The sequence below is a fragment of the Citrobacter amalonaticus genome (assembly GCF_018252635.1).
GTDB lineage: Bacteria > Pseudomonadota > Gammaproteobacteria > Enterobacterales > Enterobacteriaceae > Citrobacter_A > Citrobacter_A amalonaticus_E.
Genome location: NZ_JAGTXM010000003.1, coordinates 449,175 through 470,429 on the forward strand (window position 1 = coordinate 449,175; position 21,255 = coordinate 470,429).

Annotated in this window: 20 protein-coding genes; 16 read left to right on the forward strand and 4 right to left on the reverse strand. The window is 52.7% G+C overall.

Going from position 1 to position 21,255, the window contains the following annotated elements:
* Window positions 1-2: 2 nt before the first annotated feature.
* On the reverse strand, window positions 3-773 hold the full coding sequence (gene garL, locus KE671_RS11905) for a 2-dehydro-3-deoxyglucarate aldolase (protein ID WP_206163130.1): 771 nt from the start codon (window positions 771-773) through the stop codon (window positions 3-5).
* Between the two features lie 28 nt (window positions 774-801).
* Window positions 802-2,136, reverse strand: a complete 1,335-nt coding sequence (gene garP, locus KE671_RS11910; RefSeq protein ID WP_206163131.1) for an MFS transporter — start codon at window positions 2,134-2,136, stop codon at window positions 802-804.
* A gap of 381 nt (window positions 2,137-2,517) precedes the next feature.
* On the opposite strand from garP, the gene garD reads away from it, so the two are divergent.
* From garD to KE671_RS11945, 7 genes are all read left to right on the forward strand, one after another.
* The gene (gene garD, locus KE671_RS11915) at window positions 2,518-4,089 is read left to right on the forward strand and encodes a galactarate dehydratase (protein ID WP_206163132.1); all 1,572 of its coding nucleotides are present in this window, start codon (window positions 2,518-2,520) and stop codon (window positions 4,087-4,089) included.
* 356 nt (window positions 4,090-4,445) lie between these two features.
* Window positions 4,446-5,705 (forward strand): ABC transporter substrate-binding protein, encoded by a 1,260-nt coding sequence (locus KE671_RS11920; protein WP_206163133.1) that lies wholly within the window; start codon window positions 4,446-4,448, stop codon window positions 5,703-5,705.
* 80 nt (window positions 5,706-5,785) lie between these two features.
* Window positions 5,786-6,730 (forward strand): carbohydrate ABC transporter permease, encoded by a 945-nt coding sequence (locus tag KE671_RS11925; protein ID WP_206163134.1) that lies wholly within the window; start codon window positions 5,786-5,788, stop codon window positions 6,728-6,730.
* 10 nt (window positions 6,731-6,740) lie between these two features.
* Entirely contained in the window at window positions 6,741-7,565 is an 825-nt protein-coding gene (locus tag KE671_RS11930; RefSeq protein WP_080343276.1) for a carbohydrate ABC transporter permease, read from the forward strand.
* Between the two features lie 11 nt (window positions 7,566-7,576).
* Window positions 7,577-8,689, forward strand: a complete 1,113-nt coding sequence (locus KE671_RS11935; RefSeq protein ID WP_206163135.1) for an ABC transporter ATP-binding protein — start codon at window positions 7,577-7,579, stop codon at window positions 8,687-8,689.
* Between the two features lie 105 nt (window positions 8,690-8,794).
* Window positions 8,795-10,051 (forward strand): Gfo/Idh/MocA family protein, encoded by a 1,257-nt coding sequence (locus KE671_RS11940; protein ID WP_206163136.1) that lies wholly within the window; start codon window positions 8,795-8,797, stop codon window positions 10,049-10,051.
* Between the two features lie 18 nt (window positions 10,052-10,069).
* On the forward strand, window positions 10,070-10,990 hold the full coding sequence (locus KE671_RS11945; protein WP_206163137.1) for an ROK family protein: 921 nt from the start codon (window positions 10,070-10,072) through the stop codon (window positions 10,988-10,990).
* Window positions 10,991-11,029: 39 nt separating this feature from the next.
* On the opposite strand, the gene agaR is transcribed toward KE671_RS11945, so the two are convergent.
* Entirely contained in the window at window positions 11,030-11,800 is a 771-nt protein-coding gene (gene agaR, locus KE671_RS11950) for a transcriptional repressor AgaR (RefSeq protein WP_206163138.1), read from the reverse strand.
* Between the two features lie 310 nt (window positions 11,801-12,110).
* Window positions 12,111-12,926: a DeoR family transcriptional regulator gene (locus KE671_RS11955; protein WP_206163139.1), complete on the reverse strand. Its 816-nt coding sequence runs from the start codon at window positions 12,924-12,926 to the stop codon at window positions 12,111-12,113.
* 251 nt (window positions 12,927-13,177) lie between these two features.
* Here KE671_RS11955 and kbaZ point away from each other — a divergent pair, with 251 nt between their 5' ends.
* The 9 genes from kbaZ to agaB all read left to right on the forward strand — a co-directional run bounded on the left by kbaZ (window position 13,178) and on the right by agaB (window position 21,210).
* Entirely contained in the window at window positions 13,178-14,473 is a 1,296-nt protein-coding gene (kbaZ, locus tag KE671_RS11960) for a tagatose-bisphosphate aldolase subunit KbaZ (RefSeq protein WP_206163140.1), read from the forward strand.
* A gap of 19 nt (window positions 14,474-14,492) precedes the next feature.
* Window positions 14,493-14,966, forward strand: coding sequence for a PTS N-acetylgalactosamine transporter subunit IIB (gene agaV / locus KE671_RS11965; protein ID WP_206163141.1), 474 nt, complete (start codon window positions 14,493-14,495; stop codon window positions 14,964-14,966).
* Between the two features lie 10 nt (window positions 14,967-14,976).
* Window positions 14,977-15,756, forward strand: coding sequence for a PTS N-acetylgalactosamine transporter subunit IIC (gene agaW / locus KE671_RS11970; protein ID WP_061076209.1), 780 nt, complete (start codon window positions 14,977-14,979; stop codon window positions 15,754-15,756).
* On the forward strand, window positions 15,746-16,624 hold the full coding sequence (gene agaE / locus KE671_RS11975) for a PTS N-acetylgalactosamine transporter subunit IID (protein ID WP_206163142.1): 879 nt from the start codon (window positions 15,746-15,748) through the stop codon (window positions 16,622-16,624). The genes agaW and agaE overlap by 11 nt, the downstream gene beginning before the upstream one ends.
* A 16-nt stretch (window positions 16,625-16,640) precedes the next feature.
* Window positions 16,641-17,075 carry a PTS galactosamine/N-acetylgalactosamine transporter subunit IIA gene (agaF, locus tag KE671_RS11980; protein WP_206163143.1) on the forward strand — a complete coding sequence of 145 codons (435 nt, stop codon included), beginning with the start codon at window positions 16,641-16,643 and terminating at the stop codon, window positions 17,073-17,075.
* Window positions 17,072-18,205: an N-acetylglucosamine-6-phosphate deacetylase gene (gene nagA, locus KE671_RS11985; RefSeq protein WP_206163144.1), complete on the forward strand. Its 1,134-nt coding sequence runs from the start codon at window positions 17,072-17,074 to the stop codon at window positions 18,203-18,205. The genes agaF and nagA overlap by 4 nt, the downstream gene beginning before the upstream one ends.
* A 297-nt stretch (window positions 18,206-18,502) precedes the next feature.
* Window positions 18,503-19,657, forward strand: coding sequence for an AgaS family sugar isomerase (locus KE671_RS11990; RefSeq protein WP_206163145.1), 1,155 nt, complete (start codon window positions 18,503-18,505; stop codon window positions 19,655-19,657).
* A gap of 12 nt (window positions 19,658-19,669) precedes the next feature.
* Window positions 19,670-20,545 (forward strand): tagatose-bisphosphate aldolase subunit KbaY, encoded by an 876-nt coding sequence (kbaY, locus tag KE671_RS11995; RefSeq protein ID WP_206163146.1) that lies wholly within the window; start codon window positions 19,670-19,672, stop codon window positions 20,543-20,545.
* A 188-nt stretch (window positions 20,546-20,733) separates the two neighbouring features.
* Entirely contained in the window at window positions 20,734-21,210 is a 477-nt protein-coding gene (gene agaB, locus KE671_RS12000) for a PTS galactosamine transporter subunit IIB (RefSeq protein WP_206163147.1), read from the forward strand.
* Window positions 21,211-21,255 lie beyond the last annotated feature (45 nt).

The window sequence follows — 21,255 nt, forward strand, 5'->3', positions numbered from 1 at the left end:
GGTTATTTCTTAAAGGAATCTGCCAGTTTCTGCGTGGCGGAACGGAACACGCCCAGGTCGCTGCCTACAGCAACAAACGTGGCCCCCCATTCCAGGTAGCGACGTGCGTCGGCTTCAACCGGCGCCAGAATTCCGCTTGGTTTGCCGTGCGCTTTCGCGCGAGCAAAGATGTGCTGAATGGTTTTCTGCACCTCAGGATGAGACGCATTGCCGAGATGGCCTAACGCCGCAGCCAGATCGCTTGGGCCAACGAAAATACCATCGACACCGTCGGTGGCAGCGATAGCATCGACGTTATCCACACCCTGCTGGCTCTCAATCTGCACAATGATGGTGATGTTCTTGTTGGACTGCGCGAAGTAATCCGGGACGGTGCCAAACATGTTGGCGCGATGCGATACGGACACACCGCGGATCCCTTCCGGCGGATAGCGCGTCGACGCAACGGCATTCGCCGCTTCTTCTTGCGTTTCAACAAACGGGATCAGGAAGTTGTAAAAACCGATATCCAGCAGACGCTTGATAATGACCGGCTCATTGGTCGGTACACGCACAACCGGCGCGCTGGTACTGCCTTTCAGCGCCATCAGCTGCGGAATAAAGGTGGAGACATCATTTGGCGCATGCTCGCCATCCAGCACCAGCCAGTCGAAGCCCGCCAGTCCTAAAACTTCGGTGCTGATAGGGCTTGCCAGTGCTGACCAGCAGCCAATCTGAATCTGATGGGCAGCCAGCGCTGCCTTGAATTTGTTCGGGAAAATGTCGTTATTCATCACTTTTACCTTGTCACTTAACCGTTAATTATTTCTGCAGTTCCATACGTTTAATGTCACCGACAATAAACAGGTAGCACACCATTGCCATCAGCGCGGAACAGCCAACGAATACCAGCGCGGCGTTGAAGGAATGCAGTTCACTTACCAGGTAACCGATCACCAGTGGCGTGACGATAGACGCCACGTTGCCAAACACGTTAAATACTCCGCCGCACAGGCCCACAATCTCTTTCGGCGCGGTGTCTGAAATCACCGGCCAGCCCAGTGCGCCAAATCCTTTCCCAAAGAAGGCCAGCGCCATCAGCGTCACCACCAGCGCGGTGTTGTCGGTGTAGTTGCACAAAATTATGGTGGAGGCCAGCAGCATTCCCAGCACAATCGGCAGCTTACGTGCAACGGTGATAGAAAAACCGCGCTTAATCAGATAATCGGAGAACACGCCGCCCAGTACACCGCCAGCGAAGCCACACAGCGCCGGAATCGAAGCGACCAGACCCACTTTCAGGATCGACATTCCTTTTTCCTGCACCAGGTAAATCGGGAACCAGGTCAGGAAGAACCAGGTGATCGTGTTGATGAAATACTGTCCGAAGAACACACCGAGCATCATGCGGTTAGTCAATAACTGTTTGATGTAATGCAGTTTCGGACCACTGGCCGCCGCGCTGCCCGGTTTTTTGTGGTCCATATCCACAACCGCACCGTTTTCAGAGATGAACTTCAACTCTTCAGCGGACATCCGCGGGTGGTCGGTAGGGTTATGAATCAGTTTGACCCACAGCGCCGTCAGGACAAACCCGATTGCCCCCATCACCGTAAAGACGTGCTCCCAGCCCCAGGCAAAGGTCAGCCAACCCAGCAGCGGCGAGAACAGTGCCAGTGAAAAGTACTGAGCAGAGTTAAAGATTGCCGACGCGGTTCCACGCTCTTTGGTCGGGAACCAGGCCGCGACGATACGGGCGTTTGCCGGGAACGACGGTGCTTCCGAGAACCCCAACATAAAGCGCATAAAGAACATGGAAACCCCCGCCCAGGCCAGCGGGAACATATCCACAAAGCCCTGCAGGAAGGTGAACAGCGACCAGAAGAACAGGCTGTATGTGTAAACTTTTTTCGAACCAAACTTATCGAGCAGCCAGCCGCCGGGGATTTGCATCAGCAGGTAGGCCCAGCCAAATGCAGAGAAGATGTAGCCCATCGACACCGCGCTCAGCTGCAACTCTTTCGCAACTTCGGTACCGGCAATGGATAGCGTCGCCCGGTCCGCATAGTTAACCGCAGTGACAATAAAAATTATCAGCAGAATTAAATAGCGGGTATGCGTACCTTTCTTTTTTTCTACAACTGTATCCAGGATCATTTTATTTACCTCAGGAACTTAAGCAGACATTTTTATTATTATTTATTGATGACAGACGCTATCGCTTATTAATAAATACAGATACTCATTTCGTGATTCAGTATAATCAGGTGGGAAGCATTAAGCATTGTGCAAATGCTCATTAACAATACTTATTACAAATAATATATTGAGCATATGCACATAACGCTGGGCGCTGATGCACATATTTACGCTTTACTACCCCTGATGGCAGGGCTTTCGCCATAACGAGTGATCTGGATCACATTCTTATTTTTGAACTCCTGACATCCTTATTTCACGACAGGTCTTCCTTATTTTAATAATCAGATTCACAGAACTCTCTATATTAATATCACCCCGGCTGGAGAATACTGGATAATGGCCAACATCGAAATCAGACAAGAATCGCCGAGCGCATTTTATATAAAGGTCCACGAAACAGATAATGTGGCGATCATTGTTAATGACAATGGTTTGAAAGCCGGGACGCGATTCCCGGATGGACTGGAGCTGATTGAACATATTCCACAGGGGCATAAAGTCGCGCTGGTGGATATTCCGGTTCATGGCGAAATCGTACGTTATGGTGAGGTGATCGGCTACGCCATGCGCGACATTCCACGCGGAAGCTGGATTGATGAATCCATGGTTGAGCTACCGAAAGCCCCGCCGTTGAACTCCCTGCCGCTAGCGACCAAAGTACCGGAACCGTTGCCGCCGTTGGAAGGCTATACCTTCGAAGGGTACCGTAACGCCGATGGCAGCGTGGGCACCAAGAATCTGCTCGGCATTACTACCAGCGTACACTGCGTAGCGGGCGTGGTGGATTATGTCGTCAAAATCATTGAGCGCGATCTACTGCCCAAATACCCGAACGTCGATGGTGTGGTCGGGCTTAATCACCTGTACGGTTGCGGTGTAGCGATTAACGCTCCGGCAGCCGTGGTGCCGATCCGAACCATCCATAACATCTCGCTGAACCCAAACTTTGGCGGCGAAGTAATGGTCATTGGTCTGGGTTGCGAAAAACTGCAGCCGGAACGTTTACTGGAAGGCACTGACGATGTGCAAAGTATCCCGGTAGATAGCGCCAGTATCATCAGTCTTCAGGACGAAAAGCATGTGGGCTTCCGTTCCATGGTCGAGGATATCCTCCAGGTCGCTGAGCGCCATCTGTCGAAACTGAATCTGCGCCAGCGCGAAACCTGCCCGGCCTCTGAACTGGTCGTCGGCATGCAGTGCGGCGGCAGCGACGCGTTTTCCGGCGTGACGGCGAACCCGGCGGTGGGCTATGCCTCTGATCTGCTGGTACGCTGTGGCGCCACGGTGATGTTCTCCGAAGTCACCGAAGTGCGTGATGCGATTCATTTGCTGACGCCTCGCACCATCAACGAAGAGGTGGGTAAACGTCTGCTGGAAGAAATGGCCTGGTACGATAACTATCTCGATATGGGTAAAACCGATCGTAGCGCTAACCCTTCTCCGGGGAACAAAAAAGGGGGACTGGCGAATGTGGTGGAAAAAGCGCTGGGCTCAATTGCGAAATCCGGTAAAAGCGCGATTGTCGAAGTGCTCTCTCCAGGCCAACGCCCGACCAAACGCGGTCTGATTTACGCCGCAACGCCTGCCAGCGATTTTGTCTGCGGCACACAGCAGGTCGCGTCCGGGATCACCGTTCAGGTGTTCACCACCGGTCGCGGTACCCCGTATGGCCTGATGGCCGTACCGGTGATTAAGATGGCGACGCGTACCGAACTGGCAAATCGCTGGTACGATTTAATGGATATCAATGCGGGCACTATCGCCACAGGCGAAGAGACGATTGAGGAAGTCGGCCAGAAGCTGTTTGAGTTTATTCTCGATGTCGCCAGCGGTCGTAAGAAAACCTTCTCCGATCAATGGGGACTACATAATCAGTTGGCCGTATTTAACCCCGCGCCAGTGACCTGATATTTTCGAAACGAAAGCATCTGAGAAAACGGGGAGTACTCCCCGTTTTTCTTTCCTGGTCGCGAAAGATTAAGTGATAGTGCTCGCAGTTTTGAAGGTTAATTTTTCGCTCGCCATTTATCGATTTTCGTGAGTATGAAAAAACTAACCCATTGAAAGAAAGAGCAATACCTGAATCCTCTCTTTCTGCCCCCTTTTCGTTTTGATAAAAGAGAAACCTACCGAAAGCGTCACCCGTTTTAATGCGATAATCTGCTCATTTTTCCCCCTTTGACTTTCCCCTTTGTTAAACAGAAGATTCAATGGCTTCTGTAATTTACCTCACCGACATTCTGACCCGAATAAAGAGGGAAGTTATGTATACCTTGAATAAAAATAATGTCGCCCTGGCATGCCTTTTTTCCTGTTTACTGGCGGCACCAGCTATCGCCAGTGCTGAAGGCCAGACGACAGATAACCCCGTTAAATTACGCTACACGCTATGGGATCGAAATCAACTTCCCGGCGAACAGCAATTGGTTAATGAGTTTGAAAAAAATAACCCCGGTGTGAAAGTTGAAATCGAGTTAACGCCTTATGATCAATATTTCATAAAACTCAGTTCAGCGGTCGGGGGAAATGTGGCGCCGGATGTATTCTGGATGAATATGCCGAATTTTCAGCAGTACGTTAAAAACGGTATGCTGGAACCGCTGACCCCTTATTTAAAAGACAAATCATCGCCCCACCTTGATGATTTTGTAAAAAGCTCTGTCGATGCTTATCAGTACCAGTCTGCGCAATACGCTATTCCACGTGATATCGACGCGATTGCCGTCTGGTATAACAAAAAATTGTTTGATCAGGCTGGCGTGACCTATCCCGACAAAAACTGGACGTGGGACGATTTAAAACAGAAATCGGAACAGTTACGTAAAAATCTGGATCAGCATTCATATCCGTTGGCGATGGATCTTGGCAGCGGTCAGGACAGCTACTTTAACCTGCTGCTACAGGCCGGTTCGCAGATTGTCCTGCCAGAGGGAAAAACGGATGTTGCCAGCGACAACGCTGTCGCCATGTATCGCGACGTTCAGGGGATGCTGAAGGCAGGATTGCTCCAGCCGCCAGGCGAAATGAAAGCCGCCGATGTCTTCCAGTCCAATCGGGTGGCGATGATCTACGCGGGCTCCTGGTGGGCGCTGCCGTTCTCGCAAAACGAACTGATTAACGATCATGTCGGCGTCGTTCCGATGCCCAAAATGGCAGAACAGGCTGGCGTCTCTCATAGCCTGGCATTCGCCATGTCGGCCAAAAGCCAGCATAAAGAGGCCGCCTGGAAATTCATTGAATTTATGAGTTCAGAACATGCGCAGCAAACGCTGGCGGCGGGCAAAGTGGTGATTCCGGCCAATCAGAAAGTCGCCAAAGCGTGGGCGGAAGGCTTTAAGAATGTCGATGTCTCTGCCTATATCGATTCACTGGCGTTTTCTCATAAATATCCCACCGCCGGTTCGAATACCGCGAAATGGAATAGCATTCTTAACGACGGACTGAAGAAAGTCTGGATGGGAAATGATCCGCAAGAGGTTATGCCCGGTGTTGCAAAACGCGTCGAGCGTGAAATGCAGAAATAATAGTGAGGGAGCCTTGCTCCCTCTCACCTCTCCTGCGTTAACCCATTTATTGTTTGTAAAGTGAGCATCCCGGAGTCTGTATGAGCTATTCAGATGAAGCGGCATCCCCGCCGTTATCGGCAAGGGAACCTAATAAAAAATCCCTGACCCGACTGGAAAAGGAAGAACGTTTCTGGGGGTGGATAATGATTCTGCCGCTGTTGGCAGGGTTAGTTATTTTTTACTTTACGCCGTTCTTCCAGAACGTATTTTACAGTTTTACCGATCTGGGTGAGTTTCAAATCTGGACGACCATCAGTCTGGATAATTACATTAATTTATTCAGCGATGATGAATTCCGTTCGGCGATAATTAACACGTTGGCCTATGTGTTTATTTGTGTGCCGGTGATCACGATCCTGTCTTTACTGCTGGCGGTGGGGTTAAACCAGGCGATTCGCGGTCAGTGGTTGTTCCGTACGCTGCTATTTCTTCCGGCCGTCACGATGCCTGCCGCCATTGCGATGGTCTGGCAATGGTTGATGAATCGTAATTTCGGTTTGCTCAATCAGATCCTGGCCTATTTCGATATCCCTGCCATCGGCTGGCTATCCGATCCGGATATTGTCCGCCTGAGCGCGTCTCTGGTCATTATCTGGTCGGCTATCGCCCTGAAGATGATCATTCTGCTCGCCGGCTTGCAGGGGATCCCGAAGCAGATTTATGAAGCCATGTCCCTGGATGGCATCAGTAAACTGCGCGGCTTCTGGTCGATTACCTTACCATTAATGATCCCGACGCTGTTCTTTGTTCTGGTGATTTCGTTTATCGAAACGCTGCAAATATTCGATGTGGTGTATCTGCTGTTTGGCAGTTCTTCCATGGTGGACGATCAGACCATGACCATCGCTTATCTCTTTTATAAATATGCCTTTATCTACCATGAAAAAGGGTACGCCTCCGCGATTGCCGTGGTGATTTTCGTTATCACGATGGTACTGACCCTGCTGCAGATATGGATAGGCAAACGGCTTAAAGCACAGTAAGGCAACCACTATGTTCATGACAAAACGTGAAAAATGGCTAATTTATGGCCTGATGATTCTGGCGACGCTGGTCACGGTGGTTCCCTTTCTCTGGATGATCATCACCTCGTTTAAAACCCAGGCGGAAAGTATTGCCTTTCCGCCGATCCTGCTGCCCGCCAATCCGGGGTTTCAGGCGTACGATAAAATCTTGCATGAGATGCCGTTTGGCAGCTTTTATTTTAACTCGATCGTTTCCACGCTGGTTATCGTCATCTTACAGACGCTGATTGCCGCAATGGCGGCGTATGGTTTCTCCCGTCTGCGTTTTAAAGGACGCGATCTCCTTTTCATGCTCTGCATTTCGATTCTGATGGTTCCCGGACAGATCTTTTTGATCCCGCAGTTTTTAACGATCGAGAAAATAGGTCTGCTGAACTCCATTCCAGGCCTGGTACTGCCGGGATTATTCAGTATTTATAGCGCCTTTTTATTGCGTCAGTTTTTTCTGTCCGTACCGAAAGAGCTGGAAGAAGCGGCCATCATGGACGGCTATAACCATTTAACGATTTTTTTCAAAATCATGCTGCCGCTGATTAAACCGGGGCTTATCGCCTGCGTCATTATTAACGGGTTGTGGAGCTGGAATAACTTAATGTGGCCGCTCATCGTCAATACCTCAATGGACAAAATGACGCTGCCAGTGGGCCTGGCCTCGCTCTCAGGTCGCGCCGGAGTGGAGTATCCCATGCTCATGGCGGGAGCGTTGCTCGCGATTATCCCCATGTTGTTACTTTATATTTTCTTCCAGCGCTATTTCATTCGTGGCATCGCCGGTGCCGGAATTAAAGGATAAGGGGCATTGTTATGTCAGGTATTCAATTACAGTCAGTAGGCAAAATCTATCCGAATGGCTTTCAGGCGATTCATGGCATTGATCTTGAAATTCACGATGGCGAATTTATGGTTTTTGTCGGGCCATCCGGCTGCGCCAAATCAACGTTACTGCGCATGATCGCCGGGCTGGAAGACATTACGCATGGTCATATTTCAATTGGCGAACGGTGCGTTAACGACCTGCTGCCAAAAGAGCGTGGCGTGGCGATGGTTTTTCAAAACTACGCTCTCTATCCGCACATGACGATCTACAAAAATATGGCCTTCAGCCTGCAAGGCAAAATGGACAAGCAGGAGATAGATGTTCGCGTGCGGGAAGCCGCGCGCAAACTGGAAATCGAAACGCTACTCGACAAGAAACCCGGTCAACTTTCAGGGGGGCAGTGCCAGCGCGTTGCCGTCGGCAGGGCTATTGTGCGCAAACCTGAAGTGTTTTTATTTGATGAGCCGTTGTCCAATCTCGATGCCAAACTGCGCGTGTCGATGCGCGTGCGCCTGACGGAACTTCACCGCCAGCTGCGTCATGAAGGGGTGAACGCGACGATGGTGTACGTCACGCACGATCAGATTGAAGCGATGACCATGGGTGACCGCATTTGTGTGCTCAACGGTGGACGAATCATGCAGGTCGACACGCCGGGCAACATCTACCATCAGCCGAAAAATAAATTCGTGGCGGGATTCATTGGTAACCCGGCGATGAATATTCATCTTCTGGCACTCGACCCGCAAACCCACGGACTCCGTCTGGGTGACGCGCTAACCTTGCCCTTAACCGCACGGCTGGCCTCCCAACTGACGAATTATCCGCACGACAGCGTCTGGTTTGGCATTCGTCCAGAGGCGATTCAGTTGGCACCGCACAACGATCCTGCGGCTTTCGACGCCAGGATCACCAACGTGGAAAGAATGGGTAATGAAGATCTCCTGCATTTCGATATCGGCGAGCAGCAAATGATCCTGCGTGTCAATTCATCACCGGACTGGAGTCCGCTGCCCGGCGAATCGATCAAGGTGAAATTCAATCTCGACGCCGCCTTTTTATTCGATAAGCAGGATGAAGAAAATTTAGCCGGAGCCTGATGTCGCGGACGTCAGCAGCAGGCACAAGGAATTTCAGTTTGTTTTTTTAATGCCCCACAGCGCAGAGCAACGCGAACTCAGACGAGGGCAAAATGAGAGGTTTATATGTGTGCAAAGAAAGTGACCGTGTTAGTGGTGGGCGCAGGCGCGCGCGGTGAAATATATTCTCGCTACGCGCTTGAGCATCCGGACCGCATGCAGGTGGTCGGCGTGGCGGAACCCAGAGAGGCATATCGCCAACAATTTGTCGCTCAGCATAACATTGAGCAGGAAAACATCTTTCGCGACTGGAAAGAGGCGGCGGCCCGCCCACGGATGGCAGACGTCGTGCTGATCTGTACTCAGGATACGATGCACAAAGCGCCTGCCATCGCGTTTGCCGACCTCGGCTATCATATTTTGCTGGAAAAACCGATCGCCCCCACGCCGGAAGACTGTCGCACCATCATTGCTGCGGTGAAGCGCAACAATGTGTTATTGGGTGTCGCCCACGTTCTGCGCTACACCCGCTACACGCAAAAACTCAAGTCCCTGCTCGACAGCGGACTTATTGGCGATATCGTCAGCATGCAGCATCTCGAGCCGGTGGGTTACTGGCACCAGGCGCACTCTTTCGTTCGCGGTAACTGGCGTAATGAAGCGGAATCATCGTTCATGCTGTTACAGAAATCCTGCCACGATATGGACTGGATCCGCTACATCATGGGCGACCACTGTCAGGATGTGACCTCATTTGGCAGCCTGAGTCATTTCGTGAAGGAGAACCAACCGGAGGGTGGCGCCGACCGCTGTCTGGATTGCCAGGTCGAGGCGACCTGCCCCTGGTCAGCCTGCAAAATTTATCTCGGCGAAGATCACAAATGCACGCCACATTTCCGTCGCGTGCTGACGGCGGATCCCACCGAAGAAAACGTCCGTCAGGCGCTGCGCGAGGGTCCGTATGGCCGCTGCGTTTATCGCTGTGATAACGACGTGGTGGATCATCAGGTGGTCAACTTGCGCTTCGCCCATCAGCAAACCGTGACGTTCACCATGACCGCCTTTACCCGTATGGAAGATCGAAAGACGCGTCTTTTCGGTACGAAAGGCTATCTCGAGGGCAATGGCGAGCAGATCCGGGTGTTTGATTTTCTGACGGACAGCGAGACGGTCTACGAAATCGATGAGATCGCCGCAGGCACGCAGACCCAGATGGGTGGTCACGGCGGCGGAGATTACTATCTGATGGATCGCTTTATTCACGCCGTGATGGCGGGCGATCAAAGTATGATTCTCTCCGGCCCCGATGAATCACTGGAAAGTCACTTAATGGTCTTTGCCGCAGAGCGCGCTCGCAAGGAAAACTGTCTGGTTACACTGTGAAGTTCGAGGAGATGTGGCATGTTTTACGGTGTTGATATTGGCGGCACAAAAACTGAAATTGTCGCCTTTGATAAGGAAATGCAGGTTTGCTGGCGCAAGCGCGTGGCCACGCCGGTTCAGGATTACGAACTCTTTCTCTCGACCTTTACCTCGCTCATCGATACTGCCGACTGGGCTACGGGGATGCAGGGCAAAATCGGCATTGGCATGCCAGGGCTGATGGACAGACATACCGGAAAGCTGCTGTCATCAAATGTCCCCTGCCTGACCGGACGGCAGGTGATGGACGATCTGGCACACCGGCTCAACCGCTCGGTGGCCCTGGATAATGACTGCTGCTGCTTCGCGCTGTCGGAGGCGCATACCCAGCAGGCTCGTCAGTTCTCGCGAATTTTTGGCGCCATTATCGGTACCGGCATGGGCGGAGGACTGGTGATCGATGGGCAGTTGTATCGTGGACGCAACCGGATGGCCAGCGAGTTTGGCCATCTCCCGCTGCCGGCTACCTTTATGCGTCGCTATAACCTTCCAGAGATCGCGTGCGGCTGCGGCCTGCGGGGGTGTCTGGAGCGCTATCAGTCCGGGCCAGGTTTGCTCTGGCTGCATAAGCACTTCAGCGGGGAACAGCTCAAAATAGAGACGCTGCTGGAAAATTACCGTCATGGCAACGCCAGCGCCGTCGCCACGGTTGAGGCATGGATTGATATGCTGGGCTGTACGCTGGCGCAGTTGCAGCTCATTCTGGATGTCGACGCCTTTGTGCTGGGCGGCGGCGTCTCCAACATTGAGGAAATTTACACCCTACTGCCGGGTGCCATGTCGCGCTATCTCTTCCCTGGGCTTGCCCCCGCGCACGTCTTCCCGGCCGTGCATGGTGCATCCAGCGGCGTACGCGGCGCCGCACTGTTGCTGGTCGAACAGGATGCGCTGATGCACTAAGCGATCGCCGGCAAAACGCGCTTTTGCCGGCGTGCTCTCTTATTCATCCACGATAACGACATCCACGCCCATCTGGCTCAGCGCCTGATGGTAATGTTCCGGTATGCCGCTGTCGGTAATCACCCGGTCAATGCCGCTGATTTCACTGATCATACAAAAACTCTTGCGACCAAACTTACTGGAATCCGCGACGACTGTGACCTCCTGCGCCACCTGACACATCACCTGGTTAAGGTGTGCTTCTCCTGGATGCGGCGTGGTAATTCCGGCTTCCAGACAAAATCCATCGACGCCCAAAAAGAGCTTATCAAACCGATACTGTCTGAGCTGATGTTCCGCCGAAGGGCCATACAGCGAATAAACGCTTTGCCTGACGTTTCCCCCTACTATCATGACATCCACACGTTCAAAATTGGCGAGTTCCCAGGCAATGTTAAGGGCATTGGTCATCACCACCAGATCGCGGCGACTTTTAAGCAACGGAGGAATCAGCGTGGTGGTCGAGCCTGAGTCGAGGATCAGCGTGTCGCCATCTTTCACAAAACTGGCCGCTCTTTCTGCAATCCGTGATTTCACATCACGGTTGAGCCGGTCTTTATCCTGTAAAGGACGATCGAGGGCAAAGTGCTGATTTAATACCGCACCGCCATAGGAACGCATGACGCAGCCTTTTTGCTCGAGATAACGTAAATCATTGCGGATCGTGACGCTTGAGACGCCGAAATGCACACTCAGGGGTTCGACACGAACGCTACCTTGATCGCATAACAGATCAATAATTTGCTCGCGACGTCTTAAGTTATCCAGCATTGCTTTTGCTCCATTGCATATTGTTATGTTTTAGCGATTTATCGCTTTCGTTTTCTTTTTAATATATTAAATCAGAAGACTTAAGGCGAATTTGTGAACAGGTCCGCAGCGCGGATTTTGGCAAAAAAGCCTCGTTTTCTTTCGTTTTATCGAAACCGAAAATGAAGAATGCGAAAGATCGAAAAGCGTGCAGGACAGGTGAGCGGGAGAGCGGAACGAAAAATCAGTGAAAAAACGAAAGCGGGTACGGCAAAAACCCGCTGATATTTTTCTTTTTGCTTAATTGAAGAACATCACATTTTTGTAATTTTCACGATGCCGCCTGGACGATAATGACCTCAACGCCGCTGCGATGGAACTCCTTCAGGCTCTCTTCAGGAATGCCTTCATCGACGATGATGGTATGAATACGCTGGGTATCAATAATTTTATGCAGGCTCGAGCGGTTAAATTTACTGGAGTCAGTGACCACAATAATCCGTTCCGCCACTTCACACATCCGGCGGTTAAGTCGGGCTTCGTCTTCGTTATGAGTACTGACGCCGCGCTCTAAATCAATGGCGTCGACGCCCAGAAACAGCATGTCGAAGTGATAATTCTGCAACGACTGCTCGGCCTGGTCGCCATAAAACGACTGCGACTGACGACGCAAATGCCCACCGGTCATCAACAACTCCACGCCATCCGCTTCCAGTAAGGCATTGGCGACGTTCATTCCGTTGGTCATCGCAATCACATCGCTATGCTGGCGCATCAGGCGCGCAATCTCATAGGTCGTGGTACCGGAGTCCAGGATCACGCGGTGACCCGGCTTGATTAACCCCACGGCCGCTTTAGCAATACTGCGTTTCACCGCCGTGTTCAGTGAGCTTTTATCTTCGACGGAAGGCTCCGCGCCTGGCGTATTACTGTCGCAAATCAATGCGCCGCCATAGGCGCGAACGGCGATCCCCTGCTTTTCCAGGAACGCCAGATCGTTGCGGATCGTCACCGTGGAAACGCCAAACAATCCCGAAAGATCGTTCACCTGTACGCTTCCTTGCTGCCGCAACCGCTGGATAATCTGCTCACGCCTTTCGCTGGTGCCTGACACCCGCTTGTCTCCAGAAGCATCGGTATTACTCATAAGAAATCCTTTGGCTAATTCTTTCGTTTCATTTCGTTTTGCCTATTAACGCCTTTCTTTTATCGGAATGCAAGCCGAAAAAAGCCGGCCTGAGGGGCGAAAACCCCGGCTGAATGCTTTCATTATGTTTCTTTTGTGAAACAGATCGGAAAACTATTATCTTTCGTTTTATTTTTATAAGACCATAGTGCAGTATCAAGTGAAACAAAACGAAAGATTACGTGTCGCAGTTATCTGACCTGGAGAGGAAAGTGAAACATCTGACTGATATGGTGGAACAGCATAAACGAGGTAAGACAAACGGAATTTACGCCGTTTGTTCCGCACATCCGCTGGTGCTGGAATCCGCAATACGTTACGCGCAGGCAAATCACTCGCCGCTGCTGATTGAAGCAACCTCAAATCAGGTTGATCAGTTTGGCGGTTATACGGGTATGACCCCTGCCGATTTTCGCCATTTTGTCTGTCAACTGGCCGACTCACTTGAATTCCCTCAGGAGCAACTGATTCTGGGGGGGGACCACCTCGGACCGAACCGCTGGCAAAATCTGACTGCAGAACCGGCAATGGCCAATGCCGACGAACTGATCAGAAGCTATGTCGCCGCCGGATTCAAAAAAATCCACCTTGATTGCAGCATGTCTTGCCAGGGCGATCCTGTGCCCTTGACCGATGCCATTGTCGCGGAACGTGCCGCGCGTCTGGCGAAGATCGCCGAAGAGACCTGCATTGCCCATTTTGGCGAGTCGGATCTGGTGTATGTGATTGGCACGGAAGTACCGGTACCGGGCGGAGCCCATGAGACGCTGACCAAACTGGCGGTCACCACGCCTGAGGCCGCGCGAGCGACGCTGGAAGCCCATCGTCACGCCTTTGAAAAACAGGGACTCAATGCCATCTGGCCACGCATTATCGCGCTGGTGGTGCAACCGGGTGTTGAATTCGACCATACCCACATCATTGATTATCAGCCACAGAAAGCCGTCGCGTTAAGCAAGATGGTGGAAGCGTATGACACGCTGGTTTTTGAGGCGCACTCAACGGACTACCAGACACCGCAGTCGCTGCGCCAGTTAGTGAAAGATCATTTTGCCATCCTGAAAGTCGGTCCGGCGCTGACCTTCGCCCTGCGCGAAGCGCTGTTCTCGCTGGCTGCCATTGAAGAAGAGTTGCTCCCGGCAAAAGCCTGTTCCGACCTGCGTCATGTCCTTGAGAGCGTCATGCTCGATCGCCCGGAATACTGGCAAAGCCACTACCACGGCGATGGCAATACCCGTCGCCTGGCGCGCGGCTATAGCTATTCCGATCGTGTTCGTTACTACTGGCCGGACAGCCAGATTGATGACGCGTTTGAACGACTGGTGCGCAATCTGGCGGATGAGCCGATTCCCCTGCCGCTCATTAGCCAGTATATGCCGTTACAGTACGTAAAAGTGCGCGAGGGGGATCTCACTGCCACACCGCGAGAACTCATCATCAACCACATTCAGGACATACTGCAGCAGTACCATGCCGCCTGCCAGGGCGTAACGTCCCAGAACGGATAACAAAAAAGAGGAACACGCTATGCCAAATATTGTACTCAGCCGTATTGACGAAAGGCTCATTCATGGTCAGGTCGGGGTGCAGTGGGTCGGGTTTGCAGGGGCAAATCTGGTCCTGGTCGCCAACGATGAAGTAGCTGAAGACACCGTACAACAGAACCTGATGGAGATGGTGCTGGCGGAAGGGATCGCCGTGCGTTTCTGGTCGCTGCAAAAAGTGATCGACAACATTCACCGCGCCGCTGACCGGCAGAAAATTTTGCTGGTCTGCAAATCCCCCACCGATTTCCTCAGGCTGGTCGAAGGTGGGGTTCCAGTGACACGCATCAACGTCGGAAATATGCACTACGCCAATGGCAAACAACAGATTGCCAAAACGGTCTCTGTCGACGCGGCCGACATTACGGCGTTTAACGGCCTGAAAGCCGCCGGGGTGGAATGTTTCGTTCAGGGCGTTCCAACAGAACCCGCGCAGGATCTCTTTAAACTCATCTGAGGCCTTCACCATGGAAATTAGTCTGTTACAGGCTTTTGCATTAGGTATCCTCGCCTTTATTGCCGGCCTGGATATGTTCAACGGATTAACACATATGCACCGCCCGGTGGTGCTTGGGCCGCTGGTTGGCCTGATTCTGGGCGATCTGCATACCGGTATTTTAACCGGCGGTACGCTGGAACTGGTGTGGATGGGACTCGCGCCGCTGGCAGGCGCACAACCGCCAAACGTCATTATCGGCACCATCGTGGGTACGACGTTCGCCATTACAACAGGCGTGAAACCGGATGTCGCCGTGGGCGTTGCTGTGCCGTTTGCCGTGGCGGTGCAAATGGGAATTACGTTCCTCTTCTCCGTGATGTCCGGGGTAATGTCCCGCTGCGATCGCATGGCGGCGAATGCCGACACCGCTGGCATTGAACGGGTCAACTATCTGGCGTTACTGGCACTCGGCATTTTCTATTTCCTGTGTGCGTTCCTGCCGATTTACTTCGGTGCAGAGCACGCAAAAACGGCCATTGATGTTCTGCCGGAACGTCTGATTGACGGTCTCGGCGTCGCGGGCGGCATCATGCCAGCCATCGGCTTTGCCGTACTGCTGAAAATCATGATGAAAAACGTCTATATCCCTTACTTTATCATCGGTTTCGTGGGAGCCGCCTGGCTCAAGCTGCCAGTACTGGCGATCGCCGCTGCGGCACTGGCCATGGCGCTGATCGACCTGCTGCGTAAATCTCCAGAACCGACCCAACCTGCGGCTCAGAAAGAGGAATTCGAAGATGGCATCTAATCAACAAACTCTTCCGACTGTTTCCGACAGCGAAGAAACGCTGCTTTCCGGCGTAAACGAAAACATTTATGAAGATCAGAACATTGGCGCAGAGCTGACCAAAAAAGATATCAACCGGGTAGCGTGGCGTTCCATGCTGTTGCAGGCGTCTTTTAACTATGAACGTATGCAAGCTTCCGGTTGGCTGTACGGACTGCTGCCTGCGCTGAAAAAGATCCACACCAATAAACGCGACCTGGCGCGCGCCATGAAAGGCCACATGGGGTTCTTCAATACCCACCCCTTCCTGGTGACGTTTGTCATTGGCATCATTCTGGCGATGGAGCGCTCAAAACAGGACGTTAACAGTATTCAGAGCACCAAAATTGCCGTTGGCGCACCGCTCGGCGGGATAGGCGATGCAATGTTCTGGTTGACGCTGTTACCTATTTGCGGCGGCATCGGGGCCAGTCTGGCCTTGCAGGGCTCTATCCTCGGCGCGGTGGTCTTCATTGTGCTGTTCAACGTGGTGCACCTGGGTCTGCGTTTTGGGCTGGCGCACTATGCTTACCGTATGGGGGTTGCCGCCATTCCGCTCATCAAGGCCAATACGAAGAAAGTGGGCCACGCGGCGTCTATCGTTGGGATGACGGTCATTGGCGCGCTCGTGGCAACCTATGTGCGTCTGAACACCACGCTTGAAATCAAGGCGGGTGATGCGGTCGTCAAACTGCAGGCTGATGTTATCGACAAACTGATGCCTGCTTTTTTACCGCTGGTCTATACCCTGACGATGTTCTGGTTAGTCCGTCGCGGCTGGAGTCCGCTGCGCCTCATCGGTATCACCGTGGTACTGGGTGTCGTCGGCAAGTTCTGTCACTTCCTGTAAAGCAAAGAGGTCTTCGATGTTAGGTATTATTTTGACGGGGCACGGTGGGTTTGCCAGCGGTATGGAAAAAGCGATGCAACAGATCCTCGGCGAACAGTCGCAGTTTATCGCCATCGACTTTCCGGAAACCTCCACCACTGCGTTGCTCACCTCGCAGCTTGAGCAGGCGATTGAACAACTGGACGGCGAAGAAGATATCGTTTTCCTGACCGACCTGCTCGGCGGCACACCGTTTCGCGTTGCCTCTACGCTGGCAATGCTGAAACCTGGCCGGGAAGTGATCACCGGTACAAACCTGCAGCTGCTGCTGGAGATGGTGCTGGATCGCGAAGGTCTCAGCAGCGAAGCTTTTCGCGTGCAAGCGCTGGAGTGCGGGCATCGCGGCCTGACCAGCCTGGTCGATGAGCTGGGACGTTGTCGCGAGGAGCACCCTATCGAGGAAGGAATATGACGCAGGTTTTGCGCGCCAGACGCCTGCTCACCGAACAGGGCTGGCTGGACGATCATCAGTTGCGTGTTGAAGAAGGCGTTATCACGGCCATCGAACCGATTGCTGCGGGCATTACCGTGCGCGACGCCGAGTTACTGTGTCCTGCCTATATCGACACCCACGTTCACGGTGGCGCAGGGGTCGATGTGATGGACGATGAACCGGACGCACTCGACAGGCTGGCGATGCACAAAGCGCGTGAAGGGGTTGCCGGTTGGCTCCCCACCACCGTCACCGCGCCGTTGAAGATGATTCACCGTGCGCTGGAGCGCATCGCGCAACGCTGTCATTCCGGCGGGCCTGGCGCACAGGTGCTCGGAAGTTATCTGGAAGGGCCGTACTTTACGCCGCAGAATAAAGGCGCCCATCCCCCGGAACTGTTCCGGGAACTGGATCTCACGGAGCTGGACGAGCTGATCGCCATTTCCCGGCAGACCCTGCGCGTGGTTGCGCTGGCACCGGAAAAACCGGGCGCATTGCAGGCGATTCGCCATCTCAGGCAGCAGGGTGTGCGGGTGATGCTGGGACATAGCGCGGCAAGTTGGGCGCAAACCCAGGCCGCTTTTGACGCAGGCGCGAACGGACTTGTGCACTGCTACAACGGCATGACCGGGCTCCATCACCGGGAGCCAGGAATGGTCGGCGCAGGACTCACCGATCCACGCGCGTGGCTGGAGCTCATCGCTGACGGACACCATGTGCATCCAGCCGCCATGAAGCTCTGTTGCTGCTGTGCCAAAGAGAGGCTGGTGCTGATCACTGATGCGATGCAGGCTGCCGGTATGCCCGACGGAAATTACACGCTGTGCGGTGAAAAAGTCGACATGCACGACGGAATTGTGCGGACCGCATCGGGTGGTCTGGCGGGCAGTACGTTGTCGGTGGATGCAGCAGTGCGCAATATGGTTGAGCTGACAGGAATCGCCCCTGAAGAGGCGATCCATATGGCCTCGCTCCATCCGGCACGACTGCTTGGGATCGACAACCACGTAGGATCGTTAGCCCCAGGCAAACGCGCCAGCATGATCGCCCTCGACGGCGGACTGCATTTACAACAGATCTGGATTCAGGGTCAGCTCCTCCCCCTTTGACCCTTCTTTTCTTTTTCTGGCCTTCGATCATGAATCGTAAGGCCTTTCTTTTCCTTTCGCTTAAGAAAACCTTCATCTCAGCATGCTCACAGAGACTTATTACAGATCAATAAGATAAAAACACTCCCCGTACAATCGATCACACTTTTCGTTTTATTTCATTTTGCATCATTGAACTTTCGATTTCTTTCCTATAGATTTTAATCAATCGATCATGTGAACAAGTGAAACGAAACGAAAGATAGCGACATTTTGCCAGCGTCTGATGTGGAATTCACAAGACTAAGGACTTACGTTATGCCAGAAACCTATACCCCTGCAGCGGCAACAACCGGAACCTGGACTGAAGAAGAGATCCGCCAGCAGCCTGCCAGTTGGATCCGCTCGCTGACTAACATCGACGCGATCCGTACCGCGATCGATGACTTTCTCGCGCCATTACTGCGCAAAGACGATCTGCGGATCGTTCTGACCGGGGCGGGTACCTCGGCATTCATCGGCGAGATCATCTCTCCCTGGCTTGCCAGCCATACCGGGCAAAACATCAGCGCGGTACCGACCACCGATCTGGTCACTAATCCGATGGATTATCTGAATCCGGCACATCCGCTACTGCTGGTCTCGTTTGCCCGTTCCGGCAACAGTCCGGAAAGCGTCGCCGCAGTGGAACTGGCAAACCAGTTCGTCCCTGAGTGCTATCACCTTTCGATCACCTGCAATGAAGCGGGTAGCCTGTACCAGAACGCGGTGGCAAGCGATAACGCCTTTGCCCTGCTGATGCCGGCAGAAACGCACGATCGCGGTTTTGCGATGACCAGCAGTATTACCACTATGATGGCCAGTTGCCTGGCGGTGTTCGCACCGCAACTCATCAACAGCCAGACCTTCCGCGATGTCGCGGATCGCTGCCAGACGATCCTGTCGTCACTGGGGGATTTCAGCCACGGCGTGTTTGGCAATGAAAGCTGGAAACGAATCGTCTACCTCGGCAGCGGAGGATTGCAGGGTGCGGCGCGTGAATCGGCCCTGAAAGTGCTGGAATTGACCGCCGGTAAGCTGGCAGCGTTTTACGATTCACCGACTGGCTTTCGTCACGGCCCGAAATCACTGGTGGATAACGAAACGCTGATCGTGGTGTATATCTCCAGCCACCCTTACACCCGGCAATACGATCTCGATCTACTGGCGGAGCTACGTCGCGATAATCAGGCCATGCGCGTTGTTGCCATTGCAGCCGAAAGCGATTCCATTATCGAAGCTGGCCCGCACATTTTGCTGCCGTCTGCGCGTCATTTCATCGATACCGAACTGGCATTCTGCTATCTGATGTATGCCCAGGTCTTTGCGCTCACCCAGTCCATTAATGTCGGTAATACGCCGGATACCCCTTCCCGCAGCGGTACGGTCAACCGCGTGGTGCAGGGCGTCGTTATTCACCCGTGGCAGGCTTAAGAGGATCCGATCATGAGTATCATTTCCACGAAGTATCTTCTGCAGGATGCCCAGGCAAAAGGCTACGCTGTGCCGGCCTTCAATATCCATAATGCCGAGACGATCCAGGCGATCCTCGAAGTGTGTAGCGAAATGCAATCACCGGTGATCCTCGCTGGTACGCCTGGTACCTTTAAACATATCGCGCTGGAAGAGCTTTACGCGCTGTGCACCGCCTACTCGACCACCTATGGCATGCCGCTGGCGCTGCACCTCGATCATCATGAATCGCTGGACGACATTCGCCATAAAGTGAACGCCGGGGTACGCAGCGCCATGATCGACGGTAGCCATTTCCCGTTTGACGAAAACGTGAAGCTGGTGAAATCGGTGGTGGATTTCTGCCACGCCCGCGATTGCAGCGTAGAAGCCGAGTTAGGACGACTGGGTGGCGTTGAAGACGACATGAGCGTTGATGCAGAAAGCGCCTTTCTGACCGATCCGCAGGAGGCCAAACGCTTTGTTGAGCTGACCGGCGTCGACAGCCTTGCCGTCGCCATCGGTACCGCGCACGGCCTTTACACCAAAAAACCGAAAATCGATTTCCAGCGTCTGGCTGAAATCCGAGAAGTAGTGGATATTCCGCTGGTGTTACATGGCGCGAGCGATGTGCCTGACGAGTATGTACGCCGTACGATAGAACTGGGCGTCTGTAAGGTTAACGTCGCCACTGAACTGAAAATTGCCTTTGCCGATGCCGTGAAAGCGTGGTTTGCCGACAACCCACAGGGCAACGATCCGCGCTACTACATGCGTGTCGGTATGGATGCGATGAAAGAGGTCGTGAGAAGTAAAATCACGGTTTGCGGTTCGGCCAATAAATTAGTGGCTGATTCCGATTTAACTTAAAACCATACTGTTTCAACACAATATTCAGAAGCGTTATCTGATTAATATCAGGTAGCGCTTTCTGGCCAAATAGCGGAGGAGAATAACGAGATTACATCATGCTGAATTAATTAATGAATGCGATACGGTAAGAATAATATATTTCAACAAGCTCAGTCATTCAATTATTTTATGGTGAGGATTTAAGTATGGGAAGTCCAAATATCCTGTTAACGCGTATTGATAACCGACTGGTGCATGGTCAGGTGGGTGTCACCTGGACATCAACGATCGGTGCTAATCTGCTGGTTGTCGTGGATGATGATGTCGCTCAGGATGAGATTCAGCAGAAATTAATGGGCATCACCGCAGAAACCTACGGTTTCGGTATCCGATTCTTTTCTATAGAAAAAACCATTAACGTCATCGGGAAGGCCGCGCCACATCAGAAAATCTTCCTGATTTGCCGCACCCCGCAAACGGTCAGAAAGCTGCTCGAAGGCGGTATCACGCTCAACGACGTGAACGTCGGCAATATGCATTTTTCGGAAGGCAAAAAGCAGATCAGCAGCAAAGTTTATGTCAATGAGCAGGATCTTCAGGACCTGCAGTTCATTAAGAAACACGGCGTAAACATTTTTATTCAGGATGTCCCTGGCGATCAAAAAGAAGCGATCCCGGCGTAAATAACAAGCCAATATTTTCATATTAAAGGGACTTATTTACATGAG

Excerpts from the sequence above, each read along its gene's own strand:
- KE671_RS11935 (WP_206163135.1), top strand. The coding sequence starts at position 7,577 with ATGTCAGGTATTCAATTACAGTCAGTAGGCAAAATCTATCCGAATGGC.
- agaW (WP_061076209.1), top strand. The coding sequence starts at position 14,977 with ATGGAAATTAGTCTGTTACAGGCTTTTGCATTAGGTATCCTCGCCTTT.
- agaE (WP_206163142.1), top strand. The coding sequence starts at position 15,746 with ATGGCATCTAATCAACAAACTCTTCCGACTGTTTCCGACAGCGAAGAA.
- garL (WP_206163130.1), bottom strand. The coding sequence starts at position 773 with ATGAATAACGACATTTTCCCGAACAAATTCAAGGCAGCGCTGGCTGCC.
- KE671_RS11945 (WP_206163137.1), top strand. The coding sequence starts at position 10,070 with ATGTTTTACGGTGTTGATATTGGCGGCACAAAAACTGAAATTGTCGCC.
- KE671_RS11990 (WP_206163145.1), top strand. The coding sequence starts at position 18,503 with ATGCCAGAAACCTATACCCCTGCAGCGGCAACAACCGGAACCTGGACT.
- KE671_RS11955 (WP_206163139.1), bottom strand. The coding sequence starts at position 12,926 with ATGAGTAATACCGATGCTTCTGGAGACAAGCGGGTGTCAGGCACCAGC.
- agaF (WP_206163143.1), top strand. The coding sequence starts at position 16,641 with ATGTTAGGTATTATTTTGACGGGGCACGGTGGGTTTGCCAGCGGTATG.
- agaB (WP_206163147.1), top strand. The coding sequence starts at position 20,734 with ATGGGAAGTCCAAATATCCTGTTAACGCGTATTGATAACCGACTGGTG.
- KE671_RS11940 (WP_206163136.1), top strand. The coding sequence starts at position 8,795 with ATGTGTGCAAAGAAAGTGACCGTGTTAGTGGTGGGCGCAGGCGCGCGC.
- garP (WP_206163131.1), bottom strand. The coding sequence starts at position 2,136 with ATGATCCTGGATACAGTTGTAGAAAAAAAGAAAGGTACGCATACCCGC.
- agaR (WP_206163138.1), bottom strand. The coding sequence starts at position 11,800 with ATGCTGGATAACTTAAGACGTCGCGAGCAAATTATTGATCTGTTATGC.
- kbaY (WP_206163146.1), top strand. The coding sequence starts at position 19,670 with ATGAGTATCATTTCCACGAAGTATCTTCTGCAGGATGCCCAGGCAAAA.
- agaV (WP_206163141.1), top strand. The coding sequence starts at position 14,493 with ATGCCAAATATTGTACTCAGCCGTATTGACGAAAGGCTCATTCATGGT.
- garD (WP_206163132.1), top strand. The coding sequence starts at position 2,518 with ATGGCCAACATCGAAATCAGACAAGAATCGCCGAGCGCATTTTATATA.
- KE671_RS11925 (WP_206163134.1), top strand. The coding sequence starts at position 5,786 with ATGAGCTATTCAGATGAAGCGGCATCCCCGCCGTTATCGGCAAGGGAA.
- nagA (WP_206163144.1), top strand. The coding sequence starts at position 17,072 with ATGACGCAGGTTTTGCGCGCCAGACGCCTGCTCACCGAACAGGGCTGG.
- KE671_RS11920 (WP_206163133.1), top strand. The coding sequence starts at position 4,446 with ATGTATACCTTGAATAAAAATAATGTCGCCCTGGCATGCCTTTTTTCC.
- KE671_RS11930 (WP_080343276.1), top strand. The coding sequence starts at position 6,741 with ATGTTCATGACAAAACGTGAAAAATGGCTAATTTATGGCCTGATGATT.